Genomic DNA, 21776 nt, shown 5'->3' on the forward strand with positions numbered 1-21776 from the left:
TTCACCCTTTTATTGTTAGTAAGCAAACCAAACTGCTTTTGTTTTTGTATAGGATTGTAATGAATGGATGGCATATTCTTTTCCCCAGCCGCTTTGTTTCCAGCCGCCAAATGGGCTTGCAAAGTCATAGCATCCATACTTATTTACAAATACCATTCCAGCCTCCAATTTTTTGGCCACACGGTTTGCTCGGGAAACGTCATTTGTCCAAAGCCCGGCAGCCAAACCATAAATGGTATCATTTGCCATTTTAACAACCTCTTCCTCCGTATCGAATGGAATCACACAAAGGACAGGTCCGAAAATTTCTTCTTGAGCAATTTTCATTTTATTGTCTACATCAGCAAAAATGGTCGGGCGTACAAAATATCCATTCGCATTTTCACCCGTTAGATCCCGTTCCCCGCCAGCAACAAGACGAGCGCCTTCTTGAATACCGCTTTCAATATAGCTTAGAATGCTTTCCATATGTGCTTTTGAAACTTGGGCACCTTGGTTTGATTCTGGATCGAATGGGTCTCCTAATTTATAACTATTAGCAAGTTCCGCTAAACGATTGACCGCTTTTTCATAAATATCCAGTTGAACAAACAGTCTTGTTGGTGCAGAACATTTCTCACCTTTATGAGTAAATAATCCATAAAAAGAACGTTCAATGGATGCGTCCACATTAGGAGCATCACTGAAAATAATATTCGGTGATTTTCCTCCGAGTTCAAGTGTAATTGGTTTAAGATTGGAGTCTGCAGAATCGTGAACAAGCTGCTTGCCGACTCCAGTACTTCCGGTAAAAGAGACTTTATCAACATCCATATGACGGGAAATATATGAACCAATCTTTCCTTTCCCAAGGATTAGATTGATGACACCTGGAGGTAAGATATCAGCCTCATGAATAATTTCAATTAGTCTTATTGCTGAAAAAGATGTTGTACTAGATGGCTTAAGGATTACTGTATTTCCCATCGCAAGCGCAGGAGCAAGTTTCCAGGCAGCCATATCGATTGGAAAGTTAAATGGAACAATTTGACCGCAGACACCGATAGGGTCTCTAGTTGTTACGCTTAAAAAATCCCCCTCAACAGGATTATTTTCACCATAATACTTATCAGTCCAGCCTGCATAATATTCGAACAACTCCAAAGCTTCCTGAACATCATCCTTATACGCTTCCGTGTATAGTTTCCCATTATCCAGTGCCTCTAAAGTCGCTAATTCAGACTGATGTTCTTTCATGAGTGCACTAATTTGGCGGAGGATTTTCGCCCTTTCTTTCCGTGTTACTTGACGCCACGGACCTTGATCAAAAGCAGCACGGGCAGCAGAAACTGCCTTATCAATGTCTTCTTTTGTTGCTCCTTGTATTTTCCCTATTACTTTTCCAGTTGCTGGATTAATAGATTCAATCATTTCGTTACTGCTGCTGTCTGTCCATTCTCCATTGATGTATAACTTTTTGGTTTCTAGTAACCATTCTTGTGCCCATTCTAATTTTGGTTGTTCGATTCCTTCAAATATTTTTTTATTCTCTAATTTAGTCAATTTCAAGACCTCCACTATTTAAAAATTCCTTTACACCTTTCATGCCCTTATCCTTCATTAATTTTGATACAAAGGAATATCCATGCTTCTCTTTTAATTCAACTACAGATGGTATAAAACTATTAGCATACTCCTCGCATTTTTCCTTATTCACCTTTATGCCATCCAAACACTTTTCGCTAAATAGGTTAAGTGATTTTTCTAGCATTTTCATAGCATCTAAGATATTCCCTCCGGACGCTCCTTCAAAAATGTTTAAATCTAATTCTCCATGTTCTAAAGTTGCCTGGACTACTCGGTCACATCCTAATACCTGAAAGCAGCTTTGAATCAATGTTTCCGGAATGACTGGATTTACTTTTCCCGGAAAGAACGACGAACCAGCCATTAAGGATGGAAGAATAATTTCAGAAAAACCAGCTTCCGGTCCGGAAGATAACAGGCGTAAATCTTTCCCTATTTTGATTAAACAGGTGGCAAGTAATGTTAATTGTTTGGAGACATTTGCAAGATCATCGATGTTTTGGGCGGCATCAAATAAATTTTCTCGTTTTTGAAGCTGAAAACCAGTCACTTTTGAAATGTTACCAATAACTAATTCCTGATATCTTTTAGAAGCTCCACTACCCGTTCCAATTACTGTGCCACCTAGGTTTACCTTTTTCAAATCCATAACACTCTTTTTCAGCGATTGGTGTCTTCTTGATAACACAGCAGCATATCCGCTGAAAGAATCACCTAATTGAACCCTCATTGCATCTTGTAAACATGTCCGTGAAATGGTTGTAACTTCAATACATGAATCTGCCATTTTATCAAGAGAAGCCTGGACTTTTCTTAAAGATAATTCGAGCTGCCCATATTCTTTTATAATGGCTATCCTCATTGCCGTGTGACATACATCAGAAGTAGACTGAGAGACATTCACATGATCGGTTGGATGAATAGGGGAATAACTCCCTCTCTTACTCCCCGTCATTTCATTTGCTAAATTTGCGATGACTTCATTTATGTTCATATTTGTACCAATTCCCCCGCCACCATGGAGAATATCAATCGGAAATTGATCCAAATGCCTGCCGGAAATTACTTCATCACATGCTGCAAGAATACAAGATCCAAGGGATTCATCTATAGCAGCTGTTTCTATATTAGTAAGTGCAGCAGCCTTTTTAACCATTGCAAGTGATTTGATATACGTTGGATATAGACTTAATGCTTTACCAGAGAATGAAAGATTTTGTAATGCCCGAACTGTTTGAATCCCATATAATAAATGATTTGATATTTCAACAGTACCAAACGAATCTATTTCACTTCGTTTTTCCGAATTTTCAATGATAGTTATGAAAATCACCACCAAAGCAAAAGAATTTTATATCTGCCCAATTTCAGCTTCTATTTCGCTATTCGAAGCTGGTGTGTGATGTGATTAAGTGTAATGTAGCCAACCACTCGCTCACTGTCATCCACTACTGGAATTTCAGTTTCTCCTGATTCAACCAATTTGGTAAACGATTGAGTTAATGGATCATCGATGCGAACAGCAATAGCCCGATTGGCCTTGGACCCTGTTGGCATTAATTCAATGACATCCGCTACCGTAAGCAAGTTCATTCGGCGGTAAATATCCCGATTTCCAAGTAACTGTTTGACAAAATCGTTGGCCGGGTTTGTAAGTAGTCGATAAGGAGAATCAGCCTGTACGATTTTTCCTTCAGCCATCACCACAATTCGATCCGCTAAACGAAACGCCTCGTCCACGTCATGGGTGACGAAAAGGATGGTCTTCTTTAGTTCCTTTTGGATACGAATAAGTTCATCTTGAAGACTTGTTCTTGTAATGGCATCAATGGCGCCAAAAGGCTCATCCATCAAAAGGATCGAAGGATCTGATGCCATGGCCCGGGCAATCCCAACCCGTTGCTGCTGTCCTCCTGACAACTGGCGGGGATAGCGACTACGGAACTGTTTTGGATCTAAGTGCACAAGCGTTAATAGTTCATCAATTCGTTTGTTGATTTTGGCTTTCTCCCAACCAAGCAACTTTGGTACAACGGCAATATTGTCCTCAATCTTCATATGGGGAAACAGGCCATTTTGCTGAATGACATACCCAATGCCTCTCCGTAAGTTCTCTTCTTTCATCTGGGTAATATCGACACCGTCGATTTCAATGGTTCCGGAAGTTGGTTCATAAAGGCGGTTTACCATCTTCAAGAGTGTCGTTTTTCCACACCCGGAGTGACCGAGGAAGACGATGAACTCGCCTTCTTCGATTGATAAATTTACATTATTTACCGCAGTGGACTTAGCTCCCCGGTATTTTTTTACGATATTTTTAAAAACGATTCCCATTTCCTCACCTCCAAATTATATAGACCATAACGGGTTTTCAATTTATTTCAATAATCCATTTTTCGTTAAGAAGTCTTTGGCCACATCTTTGATTTCTTTCTTATCGGGTCCATCAACTTCCCAATCCAGCTTTTGCATTTGCTCATCAGTCAGTAAGGACATTAATTTTTCAAGCGGAGCTTTAATTTGTGGATATTCCTTTAACTTTTTGTCACTAATGATCGGTGCAACATTGTAAGCAGGGAAAAATTCAATATCATCTTTTAAGACAACCAAATGATTTCCAGCGACATCTCCGTCAGAACCCACCGAAACGGTTACATCGGATTTTCCTTGCATCAGCGGCTGATAGCGCAAGCTATAGTCAATTTGGAATTGATTCTTAAATTTAAATCCACCTTGATCCTTATAGTATTTTTGCAATCCTGGCAATGCATCTGGGCGGACATCAAATTCTTGCGGGAAAGAGAGCACTAGGTCTTTGCTGTGTTTCGCTAAATCTGAAATTGTTTTTAAGTTATATTTTTCAGCAGTTGCTTTCTTTACGGCAAATCCGTAGGTACTATTCAGAGGTGCTGGCTGCAGCCATTCAATGTTCCATTGTTTAAATCCGTCACTAACTTCTGTCAGCACCTTTTTCTGGTCCTTTTCCAACGGTTTCTTTAAGATATCAACCAATCCTGTGCCAGTGTACTCCGGATACATGTCAACTTGACCGCTTTTAATGGCTTGGAAAGTAACATTTGTTCCTCCAAGGTTAAGCTTACGTACAACCGGAACATGATTGGCTTCCAATATGTCCGCAAACATTTCCCCTTGAATGTAATTCTCTGTGTTATTCTTTGAACCTACTACAATCGGATCCTTTTTCCCGCCAGAAGCACTTGTCGATTGGTTTGAACTTCCGCACCCTACTAAAGACAACACCAATGCACCAGTTAATATACCTGTATATATCGTTGTTTTTTTCATACTTTTCTCCTCCTTAACGTTGATAAATCGTTACTCTTTTTAATAGCAAGCCAAACAATGATTCACTTAGGACAGCTAACAAGGCCACGGGAACTGCCCCTATCATTAAAAGCCCAGTATCAAACATTGCAATCCCATTCATAATGTAATTCCCTAATCCTCCGCCACCGATTAAGACGGCCAAAGTGGCACTAGCAATAACTTCAACCGAAGCGGTTCGAATGCCGGCTAGCATGACAGGCAAAGCTAAAGGGAATTCGACTTTACCAGTGGTTTGAATTCTACTCATTCCCATTCCATATGCTGCTTCCCTAATTAAGGGATCAATTTCTTTGAAGGCCACATAGGTATTAATCAAAATTGGCGGACAAGCAAGAACTGTTAAGGCCAACAAAGCTGGCTTAAATCCAACACCGAGAATTGGCATGGCCAAGGCCAGAATCGCAAGGCTCGGGATAACACGTGTGATGTTAACAAGATTTATAACAGGTTCTGCTATTTTTGTAGTCTTTGAGATGTAAATTCCCAACGGAATACAAATGACCATCGCTACAAGAATGGAAACTAGACTCAACGCGATATGCTGAATGAGATTTGAGTAAAAAGCGTGTGCATTGGTAGAAAAATAGTTTTGAATTTCACTGAACATGATTACTATCCCCCTTTCCTAAGCCATTTTCGGACGGAACATCCATTCAATTCCGCGGAATAATAAATCTGCAAGAATTGCCAAAACGGCAATACTGACTGTACCGGCGATAATTTTGTCTGGGTAGGAACGATACAGTCCATCGAAGATTAAAGTACCAAGCCCGCCAGCTCCAATCCAAGCTGCCACGGAACCAATACTGATTGTTGAAACAGCTGCCACACGAATGCCGGCGATAATAACAGGAACAGCTAGCGGAATCTCAATTTTCATGAGGACTTGTCCTCGATTCATCCCCATCCCTTTGGCCGCTTCCAACATCAGTGGGTCAATTCCCTTGATTGCCGCGACGACATTGCGGATCAAGATCATTTGCGAGTAAGCTACTAAACCTACTATAGCGGTCTGTACATCAAGTCCTGTAACCGGTATCAAAAATGCGAATAATGCAAGACTTGGAATGGTATAAAGGATTCCGAAAAAGCCTGTCACAGGAAAATACAATCGTTGAAACTTGCTGACAAGAATACCGAGTGGAATCGCAATGAGCAACGCTATCCCCAATGCAATGACTGTCATCGATAAATGCTGTAAAAAAAGCTGCCAAACACTGTCAAAGTTAGTAAATAAAAATTTCATGTTCTCTCACCCTCTTTTTCCCACACTTCATTTTCTTTGGTGTCCATCCCAAATACTCTCACCTCTCTTTGTTTATACTTTTATTAATGCAAGTACCGTGCCAACTTTACATATACCTTGTAATGTCACTATTTCGACACATTATTGAGCATTTTCCGCTAAATTTCAAAGTGAACTGCACAAAAATTTTACAGTTTTGTTGTTGGATTTTTGTGCAACCGCTTACTTTTTTGCAAAAAAAAGAAACAGGACGTCCTTTCGACCTGTTTCTCATCTATATTCGCTGATAAATTCGAGGGATATTCCATTTCGTTGGTGATAATACTATTGCCTCACAATAACAAGTCTAATGCTGCAATAGATGGTGATCTCTTAAAAAAGTCCAAGCCGTTTGGGCAATGTCCTGGTGTTGAATGTCTACCTTGTATAAAAGTTCCAGCATATTTTGGTTCGTCAGGACATTTGAAATTTGTGTGAGAATTTCCCGCAGTTCCGGTTTTTTCGTCAATGTTTGGTTTAAGATCACAGGGGCCGCATCGTAAGGAGGGAAAACATGACGGTCATCCTTAAGTATGACGAGATGATTGAATTTAACTCGTGCATCATTCGCCATGCCGACCGCCACTTCAACCCGCCCTTCTAGTACCGCTTGCGATAAGAGACTGGTATCAACGGCTATAATTTTATCATTTGGTACGGAAAACTGGTACACTTGCTCCAATTGCTTAAATCCATCTACCCTATTCAGGTACTCCTCATTCATGGCGATTTTTATCGAACCATTATCACGACGAATATAGTCAGCAAGATCGCTTATGGTTTTTATATGAAGTTTATTGGCCAAATCCTCGTTTACGAGGACCGCCCAATTGCTGTTCATCTGACTCCTTGGCAGCCATATGATGCCCCTTTTCCCATCCTCTTTTGCTACCGCTTGATATGCCTTATCCGGATTAAATATTGGGGGCCTTTTTAGGTAGTTAACCTGAGCCGTGGAAGTATATTCCCAATATAAATCAACTTTGCCATTCTCCATGGCAGAACGGATTGCTGGACTATCCAAAAATACCAATTCTTTCACATGATAACCGTGTGCCTGCAACACTAAAGATGTTATTTTCATCAGAAGGTACTGCTCAGTCATTGACTTTGAGCCGATGGTAATTTCCCCTTTTTGAACGGGTCGTCCTTTGGAACCAGAAATGTAGGATCCCTTGCTCAAAGGACTGCATGCGCCTAAAACACTTAGCAACATGAGGATCAAGCAAACGCGTCCAATCTTCATGCTTTTCTCAGCTTTTTCATTTTGTAAATTAGCGTGTTACGGGAGATGCCAAGCAGGTCAGCAGCTTTCGTTTGGTTTCCGCCACTTTCCTGAAGGGCTTTTTCAATCAACTGCACCTCCACATTATCTAAGGTTTCTTGCAGGTTTATATTTGAAAAAGTAGAATCTTTTTTGACCATCTCTTTTTTAATTGTTTCATCAAATGTTAGGTCTTCCGGCTCAATGCTTCCTGACCTTTTTAAAATATGCGTCCGCTCCGTTACGTTTAAGAGTTCACGAATATTGCCCGGCCAGGCATACTCGCAAAGTGCTTGCACCGCTTCAGTTGAAAAGGAAAGGGCTTTTTTATATTTTTGATTTAGGCGCTGAAGCTGCTGGTTTAGCAGGAAAGGAATATCCTCCTTCCGCTCGCGGAGCGGGGGAATCTCAATTTCTACAACATTCAGCCGATAATAGAGATCATTGCGGAACTTCCCATCTTGGACAAGCTGGCGAACCGGTTTATTTGTTGCCGACAAAATGCGAATATCAACGGCTTTTTCTGTATGGCTCCCGAGGCGCATCAGCTTTTTCTCTTCGATTACGTGCAAAAGTTTTGCTTGCATCGGCAAGGAAATTTCACCAATTTCATCCAAGAAAATAGTTCCTCCATTTGCCGCTTCAAATTTGCCGGCACGAGATTCAGTGGCACCTGTAAACGCCCCTTTTTGCACACCAAACAGTTCACTCTCCAACAGGTTCTCAGGAATAGCCGCACAATTGATCGAGATAAAAGGCCCTTCTGCTCTCTCGCTGTGGCTATGAATCCATTTGGCCAACGCTGTTTTGCCAACACCGCTTTCTCCCAGCAACATAACGCTTGCATCGGTTTGAGTAATCGGTTCCAACCATTGAAGCACCTGTTTCATTTTTTTACTTTGCCAAATCAACTCTTCTTTTCCCGGGTGGACAGGATTTAAGGAGAGCCTTTTAACTGCTTCAGTTAGAACTTTAAGTTCAATTGGTTTGTTAAAAAAATCCTCAGCTCCAAGTTTCATGGCTGCAACTGCATTTTCAATGTTCCCATGAGCAGTCAACATATAGACAACAGTTTCAGGAGAAATCTGTTTAATTTGATGAAGTACATCAAGTCCGGTTGTATCTGTAAGCATAAAGTCAAGAATGACAACGTCGACTTTTGTCTTTTTTACAATGTCAACTGCCGTCTTGCCTTGATACGCTTCAAGTGTGGAAAAACCTTCCTTTTTTAGTTTGTATGCAATATTTCGGCACAGTTTAACTTCATCGTCCACGACAAGTACAACTGTCGGATTAACCAATTGTTCGCTCCACTTTGTGGTAATCACTGTTGTCAGTCCCCTTCCCAGTTCGTTTTGGAAAAATACATTGAATCGTCGTACCTTGTCTTTTTTCCGTATTACTTTCGATTTTAATGGATCCCCCATGTTCGATCATAATATCTCTAGCAATGGTCAAGCCTAAGCCTGATCCTTGTTTTTTAGTGGAATAGAAAGGATTAAACAGCCATTCAAGGTCTTGCTGAGAAATGCCCTCTCCCGTATCACTCACAGTGACGATTAAAGTGGCATTTTCCACCTTGCGAATTTTAATTCGGACAGTCCCACCGTTTGGCATAGCTTCCATACTATTAAGAAAGAGGTTTAAGAAAACCTGCATCAGTTTGTTTGGTTTCGCGAGAATCGGTGGAACCAACTGTGGATAATCGCGTACCGCCTCTACTCCCGCTTCGTTGAATTTGATCCTCAGCAAATGAATCACCCTATCAAGCAGATGGTCCATTTTCACCCAGGTTTCATCGTCATTTTTCGTACGAGCAAAATTAAGGAAATCTGCCACTATTCCGCTCATCCGACGTACTTCCTCATCAATGTCGTCGATAAAAGTGGCAATAATGTCCGGTTCTGCTCCTTCGCAAAACTCCTCCTTGAGCAGTTCTGTAGTACTAGCCAGCACTGCAAGCGGGTTTTTCAATTCATGGGCAATACCAGTGGTGATTTGACCAATGGTTGCCAGTTTTTCACTTTGCTGAAAATGGGTTTCCCACAACTTCAATTGAGAGATATCCTGGAGAACGGCAATCATGCCATCTTCAAATGGTGAAGTTACTAGTTTTATAATGTGCCGTTTTCCTTTTAAGTCGGTAAGCTGAAATTCTTTTTCACCTACTGGGTATAAAGGCAGTTCAAATGGAAGCGATATCATTTTTTTGCCCTTTAATTGTTGAACATTTATACCGCTTAATCTAGCAAAATTTCCGTTTATATGGGTGATGGTTCCTTTCGGGTCAACTGTAATAAGAGCGTACGGAATAGATTCAATGACATCATGCAAGAAGCGCTCGTTCTTCTTTAGACCCTCGCCCATTTTATGCATAGTGGTGTACAGAATACCCAATTCATCTTTGCGCTTTTTGATTGGCACCCTCTGGAAAAAGTCCCCTTTTTGATAATACTTAGCCCATTTGGTAAGCAGTACAATAGGGTAGATCAAACTACGCAAGCCAAAGATGATAAAAAAGATGGAAAACAAGAAAACCGCAGCAAAACCTGCTTTTAAAGCAAGTGAAAGTTTGGTAATGGGTTGAAAAGCTACCTTCTCTGGTACACCTAGTGTAAGACCCCAATTACTCCACATTGTCTGGTATGCTACGATGCTGGCTTGTCCGTGATAGGTGCTCTCCTTTGTTCCTTCTTCGTCGAGCGCAAGCTGACTTTGAACAGCATCTGTGTCCATCTTCTTACCCCATTCCTTCCTGTCAGTCGAAGCAATCACGCGACCATCCTCGTCAAGTAAAGAGGAAAAACCGCCTTGTGTGTCGCTAATACTTTTAAGGACATCTGACAGATAGTCACGGCTTAGTTCTGCTACAAGGACTCCTTGGAAGGTGTGACCTGCCGTAATAAGCGGAATAGCTACGGTAACCGCATCTTCTTTTCGATAATTTTGGATTAGCCCTGAAACAGTATATGTATAAGTCCAGCGCATTTGTTCAAACTGTGGGTATTGATAGATTTGTCCGTTTCCTTTTTCATTAAAAGGCGCCTCAAATTGCACTTGTTTATTGGCATCAATCAGGTAGATAGAATGAATAATGGAGCTCTGGGAAATGGTATGTTTCGCCCGTTCAAACATGGTTTCCCGGCTTTTTGTATCAGCAACCAACTGCAGCTGGAGTACGACGTTGTTGACCTCATTATTTAACCTATTAACAAGGGCTCCTGCACTGATTTTATTTCGATGAATAATATCCGCTTCCAATACTTTATGCGCATATCCGACAATGACCTGATAGATCACAAAAGAAGGAATCAGAAAAACAGCGGAAAAAATGAGCAAATATTTTTTTGTTATTGTAATTTTTGTGGTTCTTATCATGGCCTCTCCTGTATGTTCATTCTTCCCTAACCTTTATATTTAGAAAAATTACACTCTACTACTAAATAATATACAATAGTAATGCTAAATGACAATTAGTAATTTTCCGTAAATAATTTCCTCTTGTACAGGATGTTGAATCAAAGCATATGGGGTCATTTTCCAGAAATAATATCCACTTCCTATTTACTAAAGTTTATAATAAACAATCTAGTATCCTTTGAAAAGTAAAAATGGTGGCCTATTAAGGTCACCATTTAGTAAACTACTATAACTTAGTAATTTTCGCCTTTCTCATCGTAAAATCTTCATTTTGATAATAACTATTCTTTACCAGTATGTTAGGTCCCAAGCAGGCAACTTGCGGACAATGGCAGCTCAATCCCTTTGCTATATTTGAGGATTGCCAAGTTTGATAGGTATCAAGTAAAGTAGTGGTTTGAATGTTCCCAAGAGGCGGTGTGTCACCAAAGTCGGTCACGATAATATCCCCTGTAAAGATATTAACATTCAACCGCGACCGACCATCCGGATCATTCCGAACCGTTACATTTTTGCTTTTATATAACCGCTCCAACAACTTCAAATCTTCCGGGTTGATGCTGCATGCATAAAATGGCAACGTCCCAAACAACATCCATACATCTTCATCCCTAATATCCAGTAAATGATGAATTGCCGCTCTTACTTCCTCTAGTGGAAGTGTTTCAAGATTACTAGCAAAATCACTAGGATACATAGGATGAACCTCATGTCGTTGACATAACATCTCGTCAACGATTTGCCGGTGAATTTTTTCTAAGTGTGGAAGAGTTCGCTTGTTTAACATAGTCTCTGCCGAAACCATGATTCCTGCTTTCACAAGCTCACGGCTGTTTTCTATCATTCTCGTAAAGTATGCTTCCCGTTGTTTAAAATCAGGCCGTTTCTCCATTCTTGCAAAACCGCCCTCGACAAAATCATCGACTGTGCCCCAGTTATGTGAAATATGTAAAACATCTAAATAAGGGACAATTAGTTCATATCGTCCTAATTCAAGGGTTAAATTGGAATTGATTTGGGTACGTACGCCACGCTCATGAGCATACTTTAAAATTGGTACCACATAATTTTTTACGGAGGATAAGGAAAGCATTGGTTCTCCGCCTGTAATACTTATGGAACGAAGTGCCGGAATCTCATCTAATCTTTTTAAAAGCAAATCTAACGGCAATGCTTCGGGATCCTTTGTCTGTAGTGTATAGCCAACCGCACAATGTTCACACCGCATATTGCAAAGTGTTGTCGTGGTAAATTCGATATTCGAAAGTAGTGTCTTCCCATACTCTTCAACATCTAAATAAGCTTCCCATGGGTCATATTGGGGGGCTATTTTTTTTCTAGTTAACATATAAACTCCTTAAAAATCTGTCTTAAAAACTTTTTTTATTATATCTGATTTAGAGGTAAAACGGTTGTATTAACTATTACAAAATTCTATGTATGAAAAAATGTGTCTATTCAAGGAACATTATCCAAAAAGACACATAATCCGACCTTTTTCGTTTACAATATACAAATAATATTAAACGTTAGAATGGTGGTAATCTTTATGGAAATGCAACCTTTACATGAAGCGGAAAAGCTGGCCTTAAAAAAGATTAAAATCTTCCGACAAAGCATCCTTCGTTATCTTTTACGGGCAATGCTTGCGAGCATGTTTATCGGTTTTGGTGTAATTGTAGCCTTCAAGACAGGCAATTTCTTCTTTCTTAAAGATTCTCCTCTTGCCTATCCTATGGCAGCACTTACCTTTGGATCAGCAATTATTTTAATTGCATACGGTGGCGGTGATTTATTTACGGGTAATACTTTCTATTACACCTATGCTGCACTGCGTAAAAAAATGGCTTGGGTGGATGTTATAAAACTATGGATTTGCAGCTATATCGGAAATATTTTAGGAGCAGCCGTGTTCGCCTTTATTATTTTCACTACCGGACTATATGCAGATGCTTCTGTTAATGGCTTTTTACTTCATGTCGTAGAAGTGAAAATGCAGGTTCCAACAACTCAGTTATTCTTTAGAGCAATTCTTTGTAACTGGCTAGTTTGTATGGCCTTTTTCCTTCCAATGGGTTTAAAAGGTGATGGACCAAAGATGTTTGCCATGATGTTATTTGTATTTTGTTTCTTTATTTCAGGATACGAGCATAGTATTGCCAATATGTGTACATTCGCCATCGCACTTGTATTAAATCATCCTGGGACCATATCTTGGGCGGGGGTTGTTCATAATTTAGTGCCTGTTACGATTGGCAATTTAATTGGCGGTGCGGTTTTCATGGCGATGATGTATTATTATGCCAATAAGCCTTACTTAGCGGAGTATGATAAGGAACAGGAGATTAAAAATTAGGCCCTGTTTAACATATCGACAAATTCCCAGGGAAATATCAACAAAAACAATGAGTTATCGACAACAATTATGAATATTCTAAAAATAATAATTGTTTTAGTAGAGCTGGATATTTTCCAGCCCACTATTCTCTACTTAACACATTAAGGTACACTTTGATCATAAAGTAGCTGACTTCTTCAGGAAGAAGTTCTTTTATTGGTTTTAAGCGACTTCTCCCGACTTCTGCTACAGCCTGCTCTAATAATGGCAAGTACTCATCCGGAATGCATTCTCTGATATTAATGTTCATTCCCTGCTGTGCACATTGAATCATATGCTCCTCAATGGTTTGGAGTGATAGGTCTCGGCGTTTCGCAATTTCTTGGAGCGAAAGATTTTCTTGGTACAAGTTATACGTTTCGATATGAGAATCCCGAACGGTCTTTTTGGCCGTTTTTTTCGTTGTATTTGTTGCCGGGAGTACCTCGCTTTGATAATCTGGATGTTCTTCGAGAAAATCACGAATGGCTTGCAGGAATTCTAGGCCATATTTTTTCAGCTTGTTCTCACCTACTCCACTTACCTGTAAAAATTCCTCACTTGTTTTCGGCTGTTTAGCACACATATCCTTAATAGCTGCATCCGAAAAGATGACAAATGGCGGCACATGTTCCACTTCAGCAATTCGCTTCCGAACTTCTCGTAATTCTTCAAACAGCGGATCATTTTTTGAAACTTGTTTAACCTGGACTGCTTCTCTTCGATACACCTGCTGCTTGCCTAAAAGGACATCCTTTCCTTTCGGTGACACAAAGATCGTTGGAAATTGCCCTTGCTCAATAGCGATTAATTCCTGTGAAATGAGAAACTCAATAAATTCCCCCACTTCTTTTGTACTCTGATTATTCATAATTCCATATGTAGACAGATGATCAAAGCCTAACTCGGTAACTTTTTTGTTCTTTGAGCCTGTTAAGACTTGCGCTGTAAGATTTTTTCCAAATCGTTGCCCCATACGAATCACACAGGACAAGACCATTTGTGCCTCTTTAGTTACATCGATTTTAGTTCTAGCATCCAAACAATTTCCGCATCTGCCACAGCTCTCTGTTTCCGTTTCACCAAAGTATTTTAAAATAAACTCCTGGAGACAGTTCTCCGTATGACAATAATCGGCCATCTGCTGCAGTTTTTCCAGTTCTTGCGTCATCCTGCTTCGGTCACTGGATTGATCGATTAAGAAACGTTGAACTTGTACATCCTGCGGGGAATAAAGTAAAACACATTCACTAGCCAACCCGTCTCGCCCCGCACGGCCGGCTTCTTGATAATAACTTTCCATATTTTTCGGCATTTGAAAATGAACGACATAACGAATATTGGATTTATCAATTCCCATTCCAAACGCGGAGGTCGCCACCATAACAGATGCTTTATCCTCCAAAAAGCGTTCTTGTTCACGAGCCCGCTCAGAATCTCCCATCCCTGCATGATACCTAGCAACATTTATTTGTTCCTTACGCAATTTTTCGTAGAGCTGATCAACATTTTTCCTTGTGGCAGCGTAGATAATGCCCGCTTCTTGTTGATTTTTTTTAAGATAACTGAGGAGATACTTTAGCCGATCCTGACCTTTGATCACTGAGAATGATAAATTTTCCCGTTCAAATCCGGTGATAATGCTATTTGCTTGGTCAATTTGAAGTGAGTAACAAATGTCCTCCCGAACTCTTGGTGTTGCCGTTGCGGTTAGGGCAAGGACTGCTGGTTTTTGCGGAAGGCTGTTGACCATCTGCTGAATATGACGATAGCTAGGGCGGAAATCATGCCCCCATTGGGAAATACAGTGTGCTTCGTCCACCGCCACTAATGGAATTTCCATCTGGCGAAGGTCCTCAATAAAATCATATGACTCTAATCTTTCAGGAGCTATATATAATAACTTGTATTTCCCCTCTTTTGCTTGATTAATTCTCCTATTGGCTTCTGAAAAACTTAATGAGCTATTAATAAAGGTAGCTGGGATTCCTACTTGGATGAGGGCATCGACTTGGTCCTTCATTAAGGAAATGAGTGGGGAAATCACGATTGTGGTACCTGAAAGGACGAGGGCTGGAATTTGATAACAAATGGATTTCCCACCTCCTGTCGGCATGACACAAATGGTATTCCGTCCTGTTAATACCGACCGGATGACTTGCTCTTGTCCGTTCCGGAAGGCGCTGTATCCGAAGTGAGTTTTTAGCAGGGAAAGTGCTTGATCGAACAAAATGAGTTCTCCTTTCTCAAAATACAATTTAAGTAACTGTCTTTATTATACTGCTTTAGGGAGGGAGGTGCTTTAATAATTTATTATCTCAGGGTATGTTTTATTGAACGAGAGTAAACTTATTCAATCCCAGAGTATTTTCCTCTTATCCGCGAGTAACCTCTTCTTATCCACGAGTAATTTTCTCCTATCCGAGAGTATTTTTTCTAAACGAGAGTAATCTCCGCTTATCCGAGAGTATTTTCCTCTTATCCGCGAGTAACCTCTCCTTATCCACGAGTAATTTTCTCCTATCCGAGAGTATTTTTTCTAAACGAGAGTAATCTCCTCTTATCCGAGAGTATTTTCCTCTTATTCGCGAGTAACCTCTCCTTATCCACGAGTAATTTTCTCCTATTCGAGAGTATTTTCTAAACGAGAGTAATCTCCCCTTATCCGAGAGTATTTTCCTCTTATCCGCGAGTAACCTCTTCTTATCCACGAGTAATTTTCTCCTATCCGAGAGTATTTTTTCTAAACGAGAGTAATCTCCTCTTATGCGAGAGTATTTTCTTCTTATCCGCGAGTAACCCCCTTCTATCAACACAAAAAATAAGACTATCGGTATCACCAATAGTCTTAGATTGTTTTTATTTAAAAATATTACTTAAAATCTCTAATCTAAAACCAAATTTCCTGCAGCACTTTAGGATTAATCTAATCTTTCTATAATAGTGGCATTCGCCATCCCGTGTCCCTCACACATCGTTTGTAATCCATATCGTCCGCTAGTCCGCTCGAGCTCGTGCATCATCGTAACCATTAAGCGTGCACCGCTGCCGCCAAGAGGATGGCCTAAGGCGATGGCGCCGCCGTTAGGGTTTAGCTTTGCCGGGTCAGCTCCTGTCTCCTTCAACCACGCTAGCGTTACTGGTGCAAAAGCTTCATTGACCTCGAATACATCAATATCATGAATCGAGAGACCTGATTTTTCTAAGGCCTTTTGTGTCGCCGGAATCGGTCCAGTCAGCATCAAAGTTGGGTCAGACCCGACAACCACTCGTGTATGGACGCGGAAACGCGGTTGCAAATCAAGTTCCTCCGCTTTTTCCCGAGACATCAATAAAATAGCAGCAGCACCATCACTAATTTGGCTGGAGTTTCCGGCATGAATTACCCCGTCTTCCTTAAAGGATGGACGTAGCCCCGCCAAAGCTTCTAGAGAAGTTCCTTTTCTTGGTCCAGAATCCTCTGTAATCACAGCCGTTGTTCCGTCTGGAAGGGTCACTTCGATTGGAAAAATCTCTCTGAAAAAATATCCTTCTTTCTGTGCCTTAAGAGCTTTTTGATGACTCTCAAGCGAGAATTGGTCCAGCTCAGCACGGGTAAATCGATATTTTTCAGCAATCCGTTCCGCAGAAAATCCCTGATGAATCATTTCATACTTTGACCGTAAATTCGGGCTAAACGGTTCGTCAGCTCCCTTGTAGTTAGACCCCATTGGAACACGAGACATACTTTCAACCCCTCCGGCTATAACCACATCCATGTCTCCGGAAAGGATAGCTTGTGCCGCAAAATGAACGGCTTGTTGACTGGAGCCGCATTGACGATCGATTGTCGTACCTGGAACCTCGATTGGGAATCCGGCAATTAACGCAGCTACCCGTGCAATATCACCGGCCTGTTCTCCTGATTGGGTAACGCACCCTAAAATAACGTCATCAATAATCGCTGGATCAATTCCTGCCCGATTAACCAGCTCTTGTAAGGTTAATGCAGCCAGATCATCAGGCCGTATATCCTTTAACATCCCATTTTTTCTTCCTACTGGTGTACGGACACCTTCAATAATTACTACATCACGCATCTTCACTCTTCCTTCCTATAACCCAAGATTATTAACATTCCGGTATAAATAGGTAGTAGCCGTGTGGGATTCTACATATGCATAGGGAAATTTAGGAATTTCCCACAATTATGGGGACAATTCTACATACAAAATGGTAATTCCTCCAAAAACAAAGAGAAATTCTTCCATTATTTATATTAATTTCTATTCTGCATGATAACGCACTATGTACTTCTATTGTAATAAGTAAAAATTCTTTTGAATTTTTTTGCACTTATTTATGCAACGGCACAAAAAAAATAGATTCATAACCCATAAAGAGAGAATCCTCAGCGGAAAGGATTAATTTTCAACCGTAAATACGATATGATTATTCTATATCAACAATAAGGTGGGAGTTACTAATATGAGCAAACGGAAAATTGTAATTACACAAAACCTTAAACCGGAACACATAGCACAAATAAAACACATGGTCCCTGAATGGGACGTTATTGTCGGCAAAGAGCCAGCCCTATGGAAGGAACATGCTAAAGATGCTGAAATCATTGTCGGCTGGAAAGGTGGTTTAGCAGATTATTGTCTTGAAGAAGTGTCCAGTCTTAAATGGCTGCAAACTTGGAGTGCCGGAGTAGATTCACTTCCCCTCGAGCGGCTTCAAATAAAAAATACGATATTAACGAGCGCCAACGGTGTACATGCCTACCCGATTTCGGAAACTATTTTTGCCTTAATGTTAGGTCTAACAAGAAAAATCCATACCTATGTAAAAAATCAACAAACAAAAACATGGGACCATTCCAGCATCAAACTCGAGATTCATGAAAAAACAATTGGAATTATTGGCGTTGGCGAAATTGGAAAAGAAACGGCTAAAATTGCCAAGGCATTTGGCATGACGGTACTTGGTGCGAGGCACTCCGGAAAACCTGCTGACTTTGTCGATGAGATGTATACTTCAGACCAATTAGATCAGCTGCTGCCCAAATGTGACTATGTAGTGGCCATACTACCCCTTACACCAGAAACCCATCACTTATTTGGGGAAAAGCAATTCAATCAAATGAAGTCCTCTGCCTATTTTATCAATATAGGAAGAGGAGAAGTTGTTGTGGAGGAGGACCTAGTACAGGCCTTACAAGAAGGCACCATTGCAGGTGCAGGCCTCGACGTATTTGAGACAGAACCACTCATGCCAGAAAGTCCATTATGGGAGATGGACAATGTCATTATTACTCCACACACTTCAGGGTCCACAGAGCACTATAATGAACGAGTCATTGAGAATATTCTCATTCCAAATTTAAAGACCTATCTAGACGGAAAAATTCCGAACATTAATTTGGTTAATTATCATAAAGGCTATTAAATGGGTGTTAGAAAGACAGCAAAAACGGAATTTACTATCTAAAAGAATATCACAACAAATGGCAGAATGGCTGTCACAGAATAATAAATAATAGAAAAAAACATTCCGAAATAAAAACGGAATGTTTTTTTCTACTTTTTTAATATATGGTTTGCATTCCTTTACCAGCCACTGTCATCCATTCAAATTGACGAAGTCTTACTCCGAATAGGGTTAACGGATCGCGGAACATCTCTGGATTGGCGTTCATTTTATTAAGTAGATCCTGGTTGGACTCAATACCTACTCTTGCTTCATCTACAGCAGCTGTTAATCTATTTAACGGATTTCTGAAAAATAAAGTAATATCCCGCTCTAGAGATTTTTCAAATAACTCAAACGGCTGGAAAAATTGCTTACTTACATCGGCAATCGTTTCGGCGTAATCATCATTTTCTACAAAAGCTTTGTACTTGTTATAAAGCATCGCTGTATTTTGCGATATTGCACCAAACAATTTGCCAGCGCTTTTTAATAAAAATTGTGATGGCGTGCGGCGGAGAAGGATATTGACAGCTTCTAGCTGGAATCGGCTAGTCATACGATCTATGTCACGAAGCCAGTCATCCAGAACCTTAATATCACAAACAAGTGCTAGATGATCTTCCCCATACATTAGATTGAAGCCCTCACTCAATTCATTTAAATATTCCTGAGCCTGATCAAATTCCTCTTTACTAGTATTAATCCATTCCTGTAAGGAGTGATAATATTTAGGCAGAACCGTTAGTTCCAAGTATTCTTGTAGTCGGCGGTTCATTTCATTGTTCAAGTCCAGATGAATATTACTAAAGTTGCTATCCTCTTTAATAAGAGAAGAGCACTCTTTTAACATGGCAGGAACGGCCTTTTCAATATCCTTTTGAATTGATTCCCTAATGGTCTGGTACGAGTTAGAAATGGCACGTGTTTTCTGTACTACTGTATCCTTAACCTGGTTAACCGCCCCATTTAATTTCGTGTGCATTTCTTCATTCCAGCGGATCGATTCTACCAATTGATTTTCAACATCAATCCGTCTTTGTAAAAGACTAGCAATAGTGGTTCGGATAAAATACAACAGCTTTGCCAGACGTTTATCCTCTAAGTTTCTAGTCACTTTGATTGACTGCAGAAACTCTTTAATATCCTTCATCTGCTGACCTCTCTCGTATTGCGAAGAGAAGGCAAACACGGTTGCATCCGGTAAAATTGATTGGATCAAGGACTTGGTTTCTTGGTAAATTCTTAGAGCTTCCTGCTCATCGGCAATAGTATCCATCTTGCTTAACAGAAAGTGGACCGGAATATCAGGTGCCAATTCTTGAATTTGCACCAATATCCCGCGTTCTTTATCCCTAAACGGTGCATTCCCATCAATCACAAACAAAACAGCATCGGCCACATGCAAGTTTTTCAACACTTCAAAGCGGTCATTGTGGTTCCCCTTTAATCCTGGGGTATCAATAAAGGCCAGTTTATTTTCCTGCAAAAATTGATTTGGAAGCTTGAAATCAATAATTGATTCTAGAGCATGACGGCGGCGGTCCATTCGCTCTTGAAATTCAGTAAAGCCTTCTAATCTAGAAATCTCTCGATCGGTAATTTCAATTATTTCCTCCTCTTTACCATCCTTAAACATAACGATAGAAGAGGTTGGGCTATCCTGGAGATCTTCTCCTAAAACACTGTTCACAAAAGTCGATTTTCCACTTCCTGATAAGCCGGTAACAAGAAGATGTTGTCTATCAAAATCGACTAATTGTTCAACCAGCCATTTATAACGATTATTCGCACCCATATCATGTGCCACTGCCCAATCAATGATGGTGTCAAAAAGGGCTAAACTTTCTTCAAGTTCATCGATATCAGTCTCAGTTACACTAATCAGCTTTTCCGCCTCAGTAACAATGGATAAACTAATACTTGTTGGAAACAATTCATTCCAGGAAAGCACTGCCGCCGCGGCTATCACGACATTTCTTTCATCCGCTAAGCGAAGCCAGTTGGTCAACAAATCTGGAACAAATTCTTGCAGCATTTTTATATAATATCTGCCTTCAATCAAATCGAAATATTCATGTTTATGAAGCTTTGATAGCTCGTGCCAGTTATCTTCTCTTTCTAAATCCAGTTGGAAGAATAACTGGTTTATTTCTCTAATCCACGTAAAATAGGATTCTTCATGTTGGTAGCTTTTCCATAATGAGGATACGAGTTGTTCAAACTTTTTCTTATCAATTTGAAACAATAGAATTAAGGCTTGGGTAAAATAGCCCGGGGCGTGGGCTTTGGTAACTCCCTTGTCTACATAGTCGTTTAGTATTTCAAACCAACTTAGCTCCCCAGAACGCATAGCTTCGGATATGGCCAATTCCACAGCATTATTCCAATCCTGCTGTCCTTCAAAAAAGGCTCGGGCAATCTCAGTCACGTTTGGATATTCTGGGTTTGCGGCAATGGTCCTTTTGATCGTAGAAATGGCTGCGTCCGTCTTACCGCGCTCAAAATACAGTGAAAATAGCTGCAATGCGACTTCTGTATTTAATGTATCATTGTCAGTTGATATGGTAGTGTAAATATCTTCTGCTGTAGATAGTAATCCCAGTTCATAATAGGCATCCGCTGTATTTTTCTTTGCCCATGGCACGAGTTCATCCGTGATGTTTTCCCATTTAAAAATGGCAGCTTCGTAATCTTTATGATGAAAATACACTTCCCCTTGGGCAAAGCGTATTGCTGATAGATTTGGGAGGTCCTTGCTTGCCTCTTCCTGAAACTCTTCACCTAGAACGCGAATCGGATGAATCTCTTCATGCTCATTTATGAACATTTTATAATACGTTTTTTGTTTTAACTGATCCTCTAGCGTCATTTCTTTCCCTCCAATTGCAAACACTCTATGTCATTCATATGGAAAAGAGCCATAATTATTCCATATACTATACGACGTACAAATGAATTTTAAGTCCCAATTAAATCGATTCTAACAAAGGAATTTTTTAAAATCATGTCAGTTGTATTTCATTTTAAAGACAAACACTTTACCAGCTTTTCAGAATTATTAA

General features: G+C 40.2%; 16 protein-coding genes. 2 read left to right on the forward strand and 14 right to left on the reverse strand.

Features of this window, described 5'->3' with window-relative positions; genetic code table 11:
• Window positions 1–15: 15 nt before the first annotated feature.
• From JOC76_RS00835 to yfkAB, 10 genes are all read right to left on the reverse strand, one after another.
• Window positions 16–1542, reverse strand: a complete 1527-nt coding sequence (locus tag JOC76_RS00835) for an aldehyde dehydrogenase family protein (protein ID WP_205175293.1) — start codon at window positions 1540–1542, stop codon at window positions 16–18.
• Window positions 1535–2902: a lyase family protein gene (locus tag JOC76_RS00840; protein ID WP_307784672.1), complete on the reverse strand. Its 1368-nt coding sequence runs from the start codon at window positions 2900–2902 to the stop codon at window positions 1535–1537. Before JOC76_RS00840 ends, JOC76_RS00835 begins: the two co-directional genes overlap by 8 nt.
• A gap of 38 nt (window positions 2903–2940) precedes the next feature.
• Window positions 2941–3900, reverse strand: a complete 960-nt coding sequence (locus JOC76_RS00845; RefSeq protein WP_205175294.1) for an ABC transporter ATP-binding protein — start codon at window positions 3898–3900, stop codon at window positions 2941–2943.
• 42 nt (window positions 3901–3942) lie between these two features.
• Window positions 3943–4872 carry an ABC transporter substrate-binding protein gene (locus tag JOC76_RS00850; protein ID WP_205175296.1) on the reverse strand — a complete coding sequence of 310 codons (930 nt, stop codon included), beginning with the start codon at window positions 4870–4872 and terminating at the stop codon, window positions 3943–3945.
• A 13-nt stretch (window positions 4873–4885) separates the two neighbouring features.
• Window positions 4886–5521 carry an ABC transporter permease gene (locus JOC76_RS00855; RefSeq protein ID WP_205175298.1) on the reverse strand — a complete coding sequence of 212 codons (636 nt, stop codon included), beginning with the start codon at window positions 5519–5521 and terminating at the stop codon, window positions 4886–4888.
• Window positions 5522–5539: 18 nt separating this feature from the next.
• Window positions 5540–6160, reverse strand: a complete 621-nt coding sequence (locus JOC76_RS00860) for an ABC transporter permease (RefSeq protein ID WP_205175300.1) — start codon at window positions 6158–6160, stop codon at window positions 5540–5542.
• 346 nt (window positions 6161–6506) lie between these two features.
• Window positions 6507–7445, reverse strand: a complete 939-nt coding sequence (locus tag JOC76_RS00865) for an ABC transporter substrate-binding protein (protein ID WP_205175301.1) — start codon at window positions 7443–7445, stop codon at window positions 6507–6509.
• Complete coding sequence (locus JOC76_RS00870; RefSeq protein WP_205175303.1) at window positions 7442–8791, reverse strand: sigma-54-dependent transcriptional regulator; 1350 nt, start codon at window positions 8789–8791, stop codon at window positions 7442–7444. The genes JOC76_RS00865 and JOC76_RS00870 overlap by 4 nt, the downstream gene beginning before the upstream one ends.
• Window positions 8757–10841 carry an ATP-binding protein gene (locus JOC76_RS00875; protein ID WP_205175305.1) on the reverse strand — a complete coding sequence of 695 codons (2085 nt, stop codon included), beginning with the start codon at window positions 10839–10841 and terminating at the stop codon, window positions 8757–8759. The genes JOC76_RS00870 and JOC76_RS00875 overlap by 35 nt, the downstream gene beginning before the upstream one ends.
• A gap of 268 nt (window positions 10842–11109) precedes the next feature.
• A complete protein-coding gene (gene yfkAB / locus JOC76_RS00880) occupies window positions 11110–12231 on the reverse strand; it encodes a radical SAM/CxCxxxxC motif protein YfkAB (protein WP_205175307.1) in 1122 nt (373 codons plus the stop codon).
• Between the two features lie 201 nt (window positions 12232–12432).
• Here yfkAB and JOC76_RS00885 point away from each other — a divergent pair, with 201 nt between their 5' ends.
• The gene (locus JOC76_RS00885; protein ID WP_205175309.1) at window positions 12433–13239 is read left to right on the forward strand and encodes a formate/nitrite transporter family protein; all 807 of its coding nucleotides are present in this window, start codon (window positions 12433–12435) and stop codon (window positions 13237–13239) included.
• 124 nt (window positions 13240–13363) lie between these two features.
• On the opposite strand, the gene recQ is transcribed toward JOC76_RS00885, so the two are convergent.
• The 3 genes from recQ to JOC76_RS00900 all read right to left on the reverse strand — a co-directional run bounded on the left by recQ (window position 13364) and on the right by JOC76_RS00900 (window position 17339).
• Complete coding sequence (recQ, locus tag JOC76_RS00890) at window positions 13364–15490, reverse strand: DNA helicase RecQ (protein WP_205175311.1); 2127 nt, start codon at window positions 15488–15490, stop codon at window positions 13364–13366.
• Between the two features lie 187 nt (window positions 15491–15677).
• Window positions 15678–15971, reverse strand: a complete 294-nt coding sequence (locus tag JOC76_RS00895) for a hypothetical protein (RefSeq protein WP_205175314.1) — start codon at window positions 15969–15971, stop codon at window positions 15678–15680.
• 210 nt (window positions 15972–16181) lie between these two features.
• On the reverse strand, window positions 16182–17339 hold the full coding sequence (locus JOC76_RS00900) for a thiolase family protein (RefSeq protein ID WP_205175316.1): 1158 nt from the start codon (window positions 17337–17339) through the stop codon (window positions 16182–16184).
• 388 nt (window positions 17340–17727) lie between these two features.
• On the opposite strand from JOC76_RS00900, the gene JOC76_RS00905 reads away from it, so the two are divergent.
• On the forward strand, window positions 17728–18690 hold the full coding sequence (locus JOC76_RS00905; protein ID WP_205175318.1) for a D-2-hydroxyacid dehydrogenase: 963 nt from the start codon (window positions 17728–17730) through the stop codon (window positions 18688–18690).
• Window positions 18691–18829: 139 nt separating this feature from the next.
• Here JOC76_RS00905 and JOC76_RS00910 read toward each other — a convergent pair whose 3' ends face one another.
• Window positions 18830–21583: a dynamin family protein gene (locus JOC76_RS00910; protein ID WP_205175320.1), complete on the reverse strand. Its 2754-nt coding sequence runs from the start codon at window positions 21581–21583 to the stop codon at window positions 18830–18832.
• Window positions 21584–21776: the final 193 nt, after the last annotated feature.

The sequence above is a fragment of the Neobacillus cucumis genome (genome assembly GCF_016908975.1).
GTDB classification, from domain to species: Bacteria; Bacillota; Bacilli; order Bacillales; family Cytobacillaceae; genus Neobacillus; species Neobacillus cucumis.

What these genes read in the sequence shown, in the direction of transcription:
- JOC76_RS00845 (WP_205175294.1), bottom strand. Translation starts at nt 3,900, where the DNA reads ATGGGAATCGTTTTTAAAAATATCGTAAAAAAATACCGGGGAGCTAAG.
- JOC76_RS00850 (WP_205175296.1), bottom strand. Translation starts at nt 4,872, where the DNA reads ATGAAAAAAACAACGATATATACAGGTATATTAACTGGTGCATTGGTG.
- JOC76_RS00855 (WP_205175298.1), bottom strand. Translation starts at nt 5,521, where the DNA reads ATGTTCAGTGAAATTCAAAACTATTTTTCTACCAATGCACACGCTTTT.
- JOC76_RS00860 (WP_205175300.1), bottom strand. Translation starts at nt 6,160, where the DNA reads ATGAAATTTTTATTTACTAACTTTGACAGTGTTTGGCAGCTTTTTTTA.
- JOC76_RS00865 (WP_205175301.1), bottom strand. Translation starts at nt 7,445, where the DNA reads ATGAAGATTGGACGCGTTTGCTTGATCCTCATGTTGCTAAGTGTTTTA.
- JOC76_RS00875 (WP_205175305.1), bottom strand. Translation starts at nt 10,841, where the DNA reads ATGATAAGAACCACAAAAATTACAATAACAAAAAAATATTTGCTCATT.
- yfkAB (WP_205175307.1), bottom strand. Translation starts at nt 12,231, where the DNA reads ATGTTAACTAGAAAAAAAATAGCCCCCCAATATGACCCATGGGAAGCT.
- JOC76_RS00885 (WP_205175309.1), top strand. Translation starts at nt 12,433, where the DNA reads ATGGAAATGCAACCTTTACATGAAGCGGAAAAGCTGGCCTTAAAAAAG.
- JOC76_RS00900 (WP_205175316.1), bottom strand. Translation starts at nt 17,339, where the DNA reads ATGCGTGATGTAGTAATTATTGAAGGTGTCCGTACACCAGTAGGAAGA.
- JOC76_RS00905 (WP_205175318.1), top strand. Translation starts at nt 17,728, where the DNA reads ATGAGCAAACGGAAAATTGTAATTACACAAAACCTTAAACCGGAACAC.
- JOC76_RS00910 (WP_205175320.1), bottom strand. Translation starts at nt 21,583, where the DNA reads ATGACGCTAGAGGATCAGTTAAAACAAAAAACGTATTATAAAATGTTC.